Origin of the sequence: Tardiphaga sp. 42S5 (genome assembly GCF_034044155.1) — a bacterium.
In the GTDB taxonomy this organism is placed as follows: Bacteria; Pseudomonadota; Alphaproteobacteria; order Rhizobiales; family Xanthobacteraceae; genus Tardiphaga; species Tardiphaga robiniae.
The window spans coordinates 5539135-5550774 of sequence record NZ_CP139027.1; the positions used below are offsets into that span (position 1 = coordinate 5539135).

Sequence of the window (11640 nt, forward strand, 5' to 3'; positions counted from 1 at the left end):
TAAGAGCCGGTGCTCGCTGGGGCTACTCCAACTACGCTTCCCCTACTTCCCAAACGTCTCCCGCATCTTCGCCTGGATCTTGGCCATGCCGCCGATCCAGCGGTCGTAGTTCTCGGTCTTCTTGCGCATGTAGTCGATGACCTGCTTGTGCGGCAGGATCAGGAACGTCTCCGCCTCGATCCCCGCGAGCGCATCCTGCGCGACCTGCTCCGGCGACAGGTTGCCGTCATTGGATTGCGGGCCCTTCGGGATGTTCTTCAGCATGTTGGTGTCGACACCCTGCGGGCACAGGATCGAGACCTTGATGTTATCTGCCCGGTGCGAGATCGCGAGATTTTCGGCGAACCCAACCGCGGCATGTTTGGTGGTCGAATAGGCCGGGCTGCCGACTTGCGAGAGGAGCCCCGCGGCCGAGATCGTGTTGAGGAAGTAGCCGCCGCCACGTGCCTTGTAGAGCGGGATCAGATGTCGCGCCGCATAGACATGGGCCATCACATGGATTGCCCAGCTCTTCGCCCACGGTTCATCCGACGTGCCGCCGGCATTCGGGCTCATCGGATCGAAGCCGCCGCCGATGCCGGCATTGGAGCAGAACAAAGCAATCGGCCCGTAATGCCGTTCGGTCAATTCGATCACATGCTGGATATCTTTTTCCTTGCCGACATCGCATCGAAATGCGGCGCCGCCGATGGACTCTGCAACGGCGGCCGCGCGCTCACCGTCGAGATCGACGACGACGACTTTCGCTGCGCCTGCTTTATGAAATGTCTCGCATAGCGCCTGGCCAATGCCATTGGCGCCACCGGTCACGACGACGACCTTGCCGTCTACCCGCATGCCGCACTCCCTTTTTGTTTGTTTTTGTTTCTTATTAGAGCATGATCTGATCCGAAAACCGGTACCCACTTTTCGGGATCATGCTCTAGGTGCTCAGCACCATGTCGAGCACGGCCGTATAGTGGCATGCGGCGCCGAGCAGGACAAATGCGTGCCAGATCGCGTTCTGGAAACGCAGCCGCTGCCAGGCGTGGAATACGACGCCCAGCGTATACAGCGTGCCGCCGGCGGCGACGAACCACATGGTGAGCGGCGGCAGCGGTGTGAACACTGCGTCATAGGCCATCAAGCCGCTCCAGCCCATGGCGAGATAGAGCACCACGGCGAGCCGATCGAAACGGCCGGGATAAACCAGCTTGATGACGATGCCGGTGATGGCGACGCTCCACACGCCGGCGAGCAGCGAGATCGCGAGCCGTGTGTTGGCGATCTGCGCAAAGAACGGCGTGTAGGTCGCCGCGATCAGCAAGTAGATCGCGGAGTGATCGAAGCGGCGCAGGAACCATTTTCGCGGCGACACCGGCCACATATTGTAGATGGCCGACAGCACCAACATGGCCAGCAGGCCCACGGAATAGACCGAGACGGTCACGACCTCATACGCCGTCGCAAACACGGCGGCGAGCACGATGAGGACGGTGGCGGCGATCAGGCCGGAAAACACACCGAGACCGTGAACGATGCCGTCGGCGATCAGTTCGGCACGGTCGTAATTCCAGCGGATCGCGCCGGCCACCATGTGAGCGGAATTGGTGGTCAGTTCTTTGAATCGGAAAACGGTCATGGTGGCGTCAACCCGGCCGGTGCGATGCGGTGAGCTTGCCCCGTAAGCCCGCCTGTGACTTCCCCTGAAATCAGCGATAGATCATAGGCTGGAGATCGTCAACGAAAGCCAAACGACGAAGTAACGACGCTTTCGTGACGAACTTGATTTCAGTCAGACAATCGCCATTTTTAGAGGCAGACCAACACCCGCGCACCATTCACCATGATGAGCTTTCCCGCACGATGCCCAGCCTGTCCGAACTCGTCGAAGAAGCACGGCTGTCCGCGCGCGCATTGCTCGATTATGGCGATGGTCTGTTCAATCCCACGGTGCGGCTTGGGGTCACAGGCCTGTCGCGCGCCGGCAAGACGGTCTTCATTACCGCGCTGGTGCATGGCCTGACGCGCGGCGGACGCTTTCCCGTCTTCGAGTCGCTCGCCACCGGACGCATCGCCAAGGCGCGTCTCGCGCCGCAGCCCGACGATGCCGTTCCCCGGTTCGCCTATGAAGAGCATCTGCGCACGCTGATCGACGACCGCCGCTGGCCGAACTCCACCACCGATATCAGCGAGCTGCGTCTGGTCATCGACTATCAGCGCACGAGCGGCGCCGACCGCACGCTGACCCTCGACATCGTCGACTATCCCGGCGAATGGCTGCTGGATCTGCCGCTGCTCAGTAAGAGCTATGAGGAATGGTCCGCGGAGAGCCTTGCGCTATCGCGGCAGGGACCGCGCGCGGCGCTGGCTGCGGCGTTTCACGCGCATCTTGCCACGCTCGATCCCAATGCACCGGAGAACGAGCAGGCGACGCTGATCGCAGCAAAACTCTTCACCGACTATCTGCGCGCCTGCCGCGACGAACGCTTTGCCATGAGCCTGCTGCCGCCGGGCCGCTTCCTGATGCCCGGCAATCTCGCGGGCTCGCCGGCGCTCACCTTTGCGCCGCTCGACGTCGCCAGCGATGGCAGTGCACCGGATGGTTCGCTGTGGGCGATGATGAAGCGACGCTATGAGGCCTATAAGGATGTGGTCGTCCGCCCATTCTTTCGCGATCACTTCTCCAGGCTGGATCGGCAGATCGTACTCGTCGATGCGCTCTCTGCCTTCAACGCGGGACCCGAAGCACTGCACGATCTCGAAGCCGCCCTCGCCGGCATCCTCGATTGCTTCCGCATCGGCCGCAGCACGATCCTCAGCACGCTATTCCGCCCGCGCGTCGATCGCATCCTGTTTGCAGCGACCAAGGCCGATCATCTGCACCACCTCAGCCACGACCGGCTGGAGGATGTGCTCAGGCGCACCGTGACCAAGGCGGTGTCGCGTTCGGAGCTGGCCGGTGCGTCGGTCGATGTCGTCGCCATCGCCGCCGTGCGCGCCACCAAGGAAGCGCTGGTGCAACGCGGCCGTGACAAGCTGCCGTCGATCCTCGGCACGCCGGCCGCCGGCGAGGTCGCCAATGGCGAGACCTTCGACGGCGAGACCGAAGTCGCGACCTTCCCCGGCGACCTGCCGACCGATCTCGATGGCTTGTTCGCCGGCGGTTCTTTCAAGGGACTCTCGACAGATGCCGCCGACAAGGCCGACTATCGCTTCCTGCGCTTCCGCCCGCCGCAGCTCGCGCGCGATGGCGGCGAGGAGCCGGCGCTGCCTCACATCCGCCTCGACCGCGCGCTCCAGTTCCTGATCGGAGACAGGCTGCAATGACCGACCGTACGCGCCGCCCGGCCACGTTCCGGCTCGACGATCCCCACGTCACCGTCATGGACGCCGACGAGGATGCCGGCCGCCTCGCCCGCGGCACCATCCGCATCACGCCTGAAGCCGATCCGATGGCGATGCCCGTCGTCATCGACGAGCCGCTACGACCCGTACGATCGGGCTTCCGCTGGGGCACGCTGTTCTGGACCGGGCTCGGCGGCCTCGTGCTGCTCGGCACGGGTCTGGGCGTCACGCAACTGGTCCGCGACCTGTTCGCCATCAATGACGGCCTCGGCTTTCTCGGCCTCGGCTTCGCCGCGCTGGTCAGCATCGCGCTGATCGCCATCATCGCACGCGAAGCGCTGAGCCTGATGCGGCTCGCCACTATCGAGAAGCTGCATGCCCGCGCGCTAGCCGTGATCGCCAGCGACGATCATGCCGAAAGCCGCGCGGTGCTCGCCGATCTGCTGAAACTCGCACATACCAATCCGCGCCTCGCCCGCGCCCGCACTGCCCTGCAGGGCCATGCCGACGATATCATCGACGGCGCCGATCTCATTCGCGTGGCCGAACGTGAATTGATGAGCCCGCTCGACATCGAAGCGCGTCGCCTCGTCTCGGTCGCCGCGCAGCGCGTCTCGGTGGTGACCGCCGTCAGCCCGCGCGCGGTGGTCGATGTGCTGTTCGTCGCCGCCGCGGCGATCCGGCTGGTCCGCCAACTTGCAAAACTCTATGGCGGTCGGCCGGGAACGCTGGGCATGATCACGCTGATGCGTCATGCCATCAGCCATCTCGCCATCACCGGCGGCATGGCCGCCAGCGACAGCATGATCCAGCAGGTGCTCGGCCATGGCATCGCCGCGAAACTCTCGCAGCGGCTGGGCGAAGGCGTACTCAATGGCCTGCTCACTGCTCGCCTGGGTCTCGCCGCCATCGATGTGACGCGGCCATTGCCATTCACGGCGCTGCCACGCCCGCAGCTTGGCGATCTCGCAAAGGATCTGCTGCGCAAGCGGGACGGGGAAGAGAATGCGTAATCCGCACTACTTCTCAACTGCGGCTACGCAGTCGACCTCGACGTCGAACGGGCCATGCCATCCTGCAACGATGAAAAAGCCGCGCGCCGGCGGCTCTCCTGAGAAGTAACGCGCATAAACCCGATTGATGGTTTCGAACTGATCGGCCCCCGTGCAATAGACATTGCACTTGATCACCCTGTCGATCGATGAGCCCGAAGCCGTAAGGCACAGCGCCATCTGATCGAGGACAATCTCGATCTGCCGCTCCAGCGGGAAGCGCCTGATCTCCCCGGTCTCGGGATCATAGGGCGGCAGTTGCGAGACATAGACGAGATCGCCATAGCGCACGGCCGGCGCGACAGGAACCTTCCGTGCCTCGAAATAGGATGAGAACGGTTCGACGCGGATGAATTGCGCTTCCATGTATTGTCTCCCGGTGCAGCTAGTTCCCGGGACAGGATCGCACGGGCGGCAGCTCCGGATGGGCCAATTGGTTCGGCGCCGGCCGAACCGACGGGAGTGGCGGATTATCCGGCGAGCCGCTACGCTGGGATATGGTCGCCTCCGCAAACATGGTCGAAGTCGCAGCGCTGGTTGGCGATACTGCGCGCGCGACCATGCTTGCGGCACTTATGGGAGGTCAGGCGCTCACGGCAACCGAGCTGGCGTTTCAGGCGCGGATATCCCGCCCCACCGCGAGCGAACATTTGGCTCAGCTGCTCAACGCGCGATTGATATCGGTAACACCGAGCGGGCGGTTTCGTTACTATCAAATCACATCGCCGCTCGTGGCCCAGATGCTGGAAAGCATGATCGCCGTCGCGGCCCTGGAAATGCCACCGAGGCATCGACCGCGTTCTGCGCGCGATGAAGCGTTGTGCCTTGCGCGCAGTTGCTACGATCATATGGCCGGACGGTTGGGCGTTGCGGTCGCGGACGCGCTGATCGCACGAGATTACATGCATTTGAGTGCAGATGGCGGAGCCCTTACCGATCCAGGCCACCGCTTCCTCTGCGACTTCGGAGCCAACCTTGAAACCGACCGCCGCAGCAAGCGCATCTTCTGCCGGGCTTGTCTGGACTGGAGCGAGCGGCGCTATCATGTGGGTGGATTGGTCGGCGCCGAGCTTCAACGGCGGTTTCTGGAACTCGGATGGGTTGCGCGAACGGGCGCGACTCGCGCCTTTAAAGTAACGGATGCCGGCAAGGTTGAATTGAAAGACATATTTGGTGTCGATCTGGACGTCGCATGCACCAATCGCGGCCTGCTTCTGCCTCGTCAACCGGGAGAAAGTCCTCAGCGCGCCGCCAGCTGAATGCGTGACGGCACAGACATTTCGGCCAGCGCCGGCCAGCGATAGAACGGCGTATCAGGCTTCGGCGTCAGGTCAGGCGTCCAGCCGGTGAGCTTGTCGATCGCATAGTGCTTCATGGCCGTGCCGCGCCAGATGGTATCGACTTCGGCAACAGGCGTCAGCACTGCGCTGGTCGTCGCCAGCAGCGGGCGCTGATTGTCCGCGGTCTGCGCGATGTAAAGTCCGGTGTGCCCCTTAATTCTGTCCATGCCGGGATCGCGAAAACCGATAAATCTGGCGCGCTCGTTGACCTGCACCACCGGCACCCTGTCCTTGAGATGCCAGCGCAGCATCGCATAGGTGCGGTAGTCGGTCGTCGCGATCCACGTGGCGCCGGTAGCCTTCATCTCCGCCAATGCGCGGTCGGCCAGCACCTGATAGCCGCCCTCGCCGCCAAGCGGATCGTTCTTGCCGATCAGATTCCACGGTGCGGCTACGCAATACAGGAACACCAGCACCACCAGCGGAATGCCGGTGGCGATGGCGGCGATGCTCCAGCCATAGGAGGCACGCACCATGCGCTGCGACCAGCCGTCGCCCGCGAGCTTCGTCAGGTTGATCGCGGCGGCGGCGATGCCGGCGGGCCACAGGAACATCGGCCAGGTATCGCCGACACGCAGCGTCAGCGACTTCCATGCAAAGTAAAAGAACGGCACCAATACGCAGGTGGCAAGCAGGATCGCGACCGGCTCGCGGCGGCGATAGCCACGCCATGCACTGACGACCACGGCAGAGAGAATGACCGGCATCAGGATGAAGCCGACCTGACCGAACTGCAGGCCGAGAAAATCGCCGAGCGTCCGCAGCGAGACCTCGTTATTCGTGGTAGCGCGGATGAACTGGAACCTGAACGATGCCCAGTCGTGGCCGAAATTCCAGGCTAGAACCGGCGACGAGATCGCCAGCGCGATCAGCACGGCGAGCCATGGATACGGACTGCGCAGCCAGCGCCCGCGCCATTCCGGCACCAGCATGAAAGCGAGAATGCCCGGCACGAACATCACCACCGTGAGTTTCGACAGCAGCGCGAGACCGCCGAAGACGCCGGCCACGAGCCACCAGCGCCCGTCATGGCTTTCGGCCAGCCGCAGCAGCGACCACAGCATCGCCATGGTGAACGGGATCAGCGCCACATCCGGCGCCACCTTGGCCATCAGCAATCCGTAATACAGCGCCGCTTCCGACATCAGCACCGCCAGCAGCACCGCACGCAGATCCTGCGTGACGCGGCGAACGATGTCGGCCAGCAGCAATTGCGTCACCGCCATCGCCACGATACCGGCGAAACGCGCGCCGAAATTGGTGTCGCCAAAGATCAGCGTGCCCGCACGGATGAACCATGAGATCATCGGCGGATGATCGAGGAACGACAGCACGTTTTCCTTCGACCAGGTCCAGTAATAGGCCTCATCGGTGCGCAGATCGAACAGCCCGGCATAGACCAGCCGCATCGCAGTCAGCGCGACCAGCAATGCACCGATCACCCAAAAGGCGCGGCGGGAGACATTCCGATCGAGGTAAGGGTCGGGGAAAGACGTCATCGCCGAGCTTTTCGGCGGACTTCGCCATGCTGTCAACTTGTTGACTTTACTGCTGGATAAGGTCTGTCCGGAGGCCGCTCCGGATGGCATCGGAGCGCGTCTCGCCGTAGGGTTTCGCCATGGACGCCTCGCTCAATCCCGCCAGCAACCTGCCCCGGACGGCCCCCGCCACCGCGTGGTGGCGCGGCATCGGGCTGCGCCAGGTCAGGCTGGTCTGCGGACTGGTGCTGTTCACCTATCTGCTCAGCCATTTCCTCAATCACGCGCTTGGCAATATCTCGCTCGACGCGTTGCAGGCCGGCGTCATCATCCATGCCGGCTTCTGGCAGTCCTTCCCGGTCGCCGAGATCTTTTATTCGGCCGTCACGATCCATGGCGCACTCGGCATCTGGGCGCTGTACGAGCGCCGGCAATTTCGCTGGCGGGCCATCGAGCCACTGCAACTCGTGCTCGGCCTCAGCATCCCGGCACTCATCGTCGCCCATGTTGTCGCCGTCAGGCTCGGCCAGAACCTATTCGATATCGACCGCAGCTATCCGCAGGTGTTCTACAGCTGGATTACATCGCCGTGGAGAACGTGGTCGATGTATCTCGTCGTTATGGTCTCCTGGCTGCACGGCTGCATCGGGCTGTATTTCTGGCTGCGGCTGAAAGTTTATTTCAAACGCGTCGCGCCCTACCTGCTCGCAGCAGCGGTTCTAATTCCGACACTGGCGCTGCTTGGCATCTTTCAGGGCAAGCGTGAGGTCGAGGCAAAGCTGGGATCGCCGCAATGGCAGGCGGCAAATCTCAACGAGACACGGCTCGGCACCGAGCCGCAACAACAGGCCCTGGGCGATCTCACAGATCGGCTCCTGATCGGCTATGCCGCACTGCTCGCCATTGTGCTGGCGGCACGCGGCATCCGGCAGGTGGTGGAGCAGCGCGCAGGAATGATCAATCTCACCTATGGCGATGGCCGCAAAATTCGCGTCCCCACGGGACTCAGTGTCCTCGAAGCCAGTCTGCGCCATCGCGTTCCGCATGCCAGCGTCTGCGGCGGACGCGCGCGCTGTTCGACCTGCCGCATTCGTATCACCAGCGACATCGATAAGCTGCCGGCACCGTCAGCACGCGAAGCCTTTATTCTGAGCCGCATTGGCACCGGTGCCGATCCCGCGGTTCGCCTTGCCTGCCAGTTGCGTCCGACAACTGATGTGGCCTTCGTTCAACTGTTCGCGCCGCAGGTGACCAGCGCGAATGCGCATGCATCGCAGCCGGCGCGGATCGGCCAGGAGCGTTATCTCGTCTGCATGTTCGTCGACATGCGCGGCTCGACCATGCTCGCCGAGAAGCGGCTGCCTTACGACACCGTATTCATCGTCAACCGCTTTCTCGACGCCGTCTCGCAAGCTGTGATCGCAAGCGGCGGCCAGCCCAACCAGTTCATCGGCGACGGCGAGCTGGCGCTGTTCGGCCTCGCCTGCGATCCGCAGACGGCATGCCGTCAGGCCCTGCACGCCGCACAACTGATCGCCGAGAATATCGATGAGCTCAATCGTGCGCTCGCCCATGACCTGCCGCAGCCGCTGCGCTTCGGCATCGGCATTCATGGCGGCGAAGTCATCGTGGGCGATATCGGCTATCGCGACCACCTGGTGTTCACTGCGCTCGGCGACGCCGTCAACGTCGCGGCACGCCTGCAGGACATGACCAAGAGCCTCGCTTGCGAAGTCATCATCTCCGAGGAAGTAAGCACCACTGCAGGCCTCGCGGGTGACGCGCTGCCACAACAGGACGTCGCGATCCGCGGCCGTGCCGCGCCGATGAATGTACGCACGATCACAGACGCCAGGGTACTTTCATCTCTCGTTACCAGCGACATGGTTTCCGCGCTTTAACGCTGTTCCTGCAGGGCGCACACGCTTCGCCTGCCTGAACAGGCATTCAGAAAATTCCTACAGAATTTCTTCGAACCCGCTCCGAAATCGATGCGACGAATTTGCGATGGATCGAACAGACAGATCCCGCAACCAGCGCTCCGCGCATCACTGAAGGAGAACGACCATGTTTCGCAAACTCGCACTCGCATTCGTTGCTGCAGCTTCCCTCGGCGCGATGGCGCTGACGCCGTCCACCGCATCGGCCCATGGCTGGGGCTGGCATGGCCATCACCACCACTTCCATGGCGGCGGCTTCTACGGCCCTACTTTCGGCATTGGCTATGTCGGTGGCGGCGGTGGATGCTATGTGAGCCGCCGCGTGATGACGCCCTACGGCCTGCGCTGGCGTACGGTTAACGTCTGCTACTAATCCTCGCATGAGGGCTGCGAACCCCGGCCGCCTCGGCCGGGGTTTTGCATTGCAGCGATATCACTCGCATGCAGGCGACAACGCATGGTCGTATTGCGACCGAACCCGGCACTCGACTTTTGCGACCTTCCGCCGCGTCGGAAACATCCTGAATAGCGACGAATCCCGGCAAATTGGACAGATAACGGTCGGTTTGGACGATTTCTGCACGCCGTTTGAGCTATCAAGCTTGGCAATCCGCGGGTAACGTGCGCATGTCGGATATGCCGGTTTGCGGGGACCGGCAATTCGTTATCGATTTTGATCCCGCGGAGACGACGTGATGACTAAAGGCACTGTGAAGTGGTTCAACCCGACGAAGGGTTATGGATTCATCCAGCCGGCGAATGGCGGCAAGGACGTGTTCGTTCATATTTCGGCAGTTGAGAAGGCTGGCCTTTCGACACTGAACGAAGGACAGACCGTTGAATTCGAGGAAGTTGCCAACCGCGGCAAGACCTCGGCTGAGAACCTCAAGGTCTGATACATCTGGTTTGATACCAGTGTGATCCGGCTGCTTCACCAGGCTTTCGTCAGGCAAGTTTTCCAGATCACGCCTCAACAATGTAGAGCGCATTCGGCACGAGCGGTTTCCTCCAAAGGGGCACCTCTCCTGCAACGCAATCAGTTTCACGCAGGATTGCGCTAATTCGATCCGCGGTGTGCGCTCTAGCCTAACTCCAAAAGTCCGAGCTGGGATCTTTCGAAGGTCCGCTCCTTAGAGCCGCCAGTTGACGTGACGCAGGCCTCAGCGACGCGACGGCGCTCCATTCCCTGCTTCAGTTTTCCTTGACCCACTGATCGGCCGGCTTGACGTCCGGGAGCTGCGCATAGCCGCGCGTCCACATGTCGACGACCCATTCGGTGCCAGTCGCGCGGTCCAGCAGCACGGCAGTATTGTGCGGCGTCTGCAGCACCAGCGCATTGCCGCGATAGCGCGGATTGCCCACCGTGTGATGCTTCAGCAAACCCCAGTCCTGGATGATCAGCAGCAGGCTGGTGACGTTGCGCGTCGTGTCCCAGCAATCGAAATTATGCTTGTCGTCGAAATAGCGGAAATCCGCATTGGCGATCCGCTTGTCGGTACCGAGCACCGGGCCGACGCGGCGGTCCCACCACACCACGGCCTTCTGCACGGCAGCGCGTTCCGCCGCGGCCGACGCCTTGCCCGCGGCGAGAAGTTTGGTGAGCGCGGCCCTGTCGGCAGGCGTGAAATCGAAGGCGTGGCGACGCCGGCAGACGAAGCCATAACAGATGGTCATGGAACCGGCGGATGGCGGGTAGATCGACACCGACGTGTAGAGATCACTGACCTCGCGGGACATTTCGATCGCGCGCGCATGAGACATCGAGAACAGGCCAGTCACTGCGATGACAGCTGCCGCCATTAGAATACGAAAATCGGCGACACGAAGATTGAAGTAGCCTGCCCGCATGATTTGCTCCGAGAGAAACGCGCGAAAACCTAACGCAGGGTCTCCACGCTGCCAAGACAACGGCAAGGCAACGGCGGCGTTCTCCCGGCTCGCTATCCCACCGGCAGCGGTGCGTCGCGCTTCACTTCTTCCATGACCGCGTAAGTGCGGCTCTCGCGCACGCCGGGCAGTGCCAGCAGGCTCTCGCCGAGAAAACGGCGATAGGCGCTCATGTCGGCAACGCGCGCCTTCACCAGATAATCGAAACCGCCGGCCACCATGTGGCACTCCAGCACTTCCGGCGCGAGCCGCACCGCGCGGGCGAAGCGTTCGAACACATCCGGCGTGGTCTTGTCGAGCAGCACCTCGACGAACACCAGCAGGCCAAGGCCGAGCATCTGCGGATTCAGCCGCGCGCCATAGCCCTCGATATAGCCTTCGCGTTGCAGCCGCTTCAGCCGCTCGCCAATCGAGGTCGGAGACAGGCCGACCTTCTCGGCGAGCTCAACATTGGCGATTCGGCCGTCAGCCTGCAGGACGGCGAGGATTTTCCGGTCGATTTTGTCGATATCGCTCATATCGGAGGTATAGCACGGCTATTTCCGGAATATCTAAGGTAAAATCGCGATATCTCCTATCGAGCTCCGGAAAGACCGGGATTAGGCTTGCAAGATAT

General features: G+C 62.5%; 12 protein-coding genes. 6 read left to right on the plus strand and 6 right to left on the minus strand.

From position 1 onward, the window contains the following. Window positions 1-42: 42 nt before the first annotated feature. The gene (locus SFY93_RS25805) at window positions 43-837 is read right to left on the minus strand and encodes an SDR family oxidoreductase (RefSeq protein ID WP_320445103.1); all 795 of its coding nucleotides are present in this window, start codon (window positions 835-837) and stop codon (window positions 43-45) included. An 85-nt stretch (window positions 838-922) separates the two neighbouring features. Beyond that, window positions 923-1621: a PAQR family membrane homeostasis protein TrhA gene (gene trhA / locus SFY93_RS25810; RefSeq protein ID WP_320445104.1), complete on the minus strand. Its 699-nt coding sequence runs from the start codon at window positions 1619-1621 to the stop codon at window positions 923-925. Between the two features lie 224 nt (window positions 1622-1845). On the opposite strand from trhA, the gene SFY93_RS25815 reads away from it, so the two are divergent. Further along, complete coding sequence (locus tag SFY93_RS25815) at window positions 1846-3309, plus strand: YcjX family GTP-binding protein (RefSeq protein ID WP_320445105.1); 1464 nt, start codon at window positions 1846-1848, stop codon at window positions 3307-3309. Next, window positions 3306-4340 carry a YcjF family protein gene (locus SFY93_RS25820; protein ID WP_320445106.1) on the plus strand — a complete coding sequence of 345 codons (1035 nt, stop codon included), beginning with the start codon at window positions 3306-3308 and terminating at the stop codon, window positions 4338-4340. The genes SFY93_RS25815 and SFY93_RS25820 overlap by 4 nt, the downstream gene beginning before the upstream one ends. A 6-nt stretch (window positions 4341-4346) precedes the next feature. On the opposite strand, the gene SFY93_RS25825 is transcribed toward SFY93_RS25820, so the two are convergent. Further along, entirely contained in the window at window positions 4347-4745 is a 399-nt protein-coding gene (locus SFY93_RS25825; RefSeq protein ID WP_320445107.1) for a RidA family protein, read from the minus strand. A 131-nt stretch (window positions 4746-4876) separates the two neighbouring features. Between SFY93_RS25825 and SFY93_RS25830 the strand changes: the two genes are divergently transcribed. Further along, the gene (locus SFY93_RS25830) at window positions 4877-5638 is read left to right on the plus strand and encodes an ArsR/SmtB family transcription factor (RefSeq protein ID WP_320445108.1); all 762 of its coding nucleotides are present in this window, start codon (window positions 4877-4879) and stop codon (window positions 5636-5638) included. On the opposite strand, the gene SFY93_RS25835 is transcribed toward SFY93_RS25830, so the two are convergent. Beyond that, window positions 5620-7218, minus strand: a complete 1599-nt coding sequence (locus tag SFY93_RS25835; protein WP_320445109.1) for a glycosyltransferase family 39 protein — start codon at window positions 7216-7218, stop codon at window positions 5620-5622. The genes SFY93_RS25830 and SFY93_RS25835 overlap by 19 nt on opposite strands. A 119-nt stretch (window positions 7219-7337) precedes the next feature. On the opposite strand from SFY93_RS25835, the gene SFY93_RS25840 reads away from it, so the two are divergent. From SFY93_RS25840 to SFY93_RS25850, 3 genes are all read left to right on the plus strand, one after another. Continuing rightward, complete coding sequence (locus SFY93_RS25840) at window positions 7338-9098, plus strand: adenylate/guanylate cyclase domain-containing protein (RefSeq protein ID WP_320445110.1); 1761 nt, start codon at window positions 7338-7340, stop codon at window positions 9096-9098. 166 nt (window positions 9099-9264) lie between these two features. Beyond that, window positions 9265-9510, plus strand: a complete 246-nt coding sequence (locus SFY93_RS25845; protein ID WP_089265306.1) for a hypothetical protein — start codon at window positions 9265-9267, stop codon at window positions 9508-9510. Window positions 9511-9832: 322 nt separating this feature from the next. Further along, window positions 9833-10033, plus strand: coding sequence for a cold-shock protein (locus tag SFY93_RS25850; RefSeq protein WP_068734210.1), 201 nt, complete (start codon window positions 9833-9835; stop codon window positions 10031-10033). 295 nt (window positions 10034-10328) lie between these two features. Here SFY93_RS25850 and SFY93_RS25855 read toward each other — a convergent pair whose 3' ends face one another. Both SFY93_RS25855 and SFY93_RS25860 read right to left on the minus strand, forming a co-directional pair. Then, entirely contained in the window at window positions 10329-10898 is a 570-nt protein-coding gene (locus SFY93_RS25855; protein ID WP_414717158.1) for a hypothetical protein, read from the minus strand. A 179-nt stretch (window positions 10899-11077) separates the two neighbouring features. Next, window positions 11078-11542, minus strand: coding sequence for an Lrp/AsnC ligand binding domain-containing protein (locus SFY93_RS25860; protein WP_089265307.1), 465 nt, complete (start codon window positions 11540-11542; stop codon window positions 11078-11080). Between the last annotated feature and the right edge of the window lie 98 nt (window positions 11543-11640).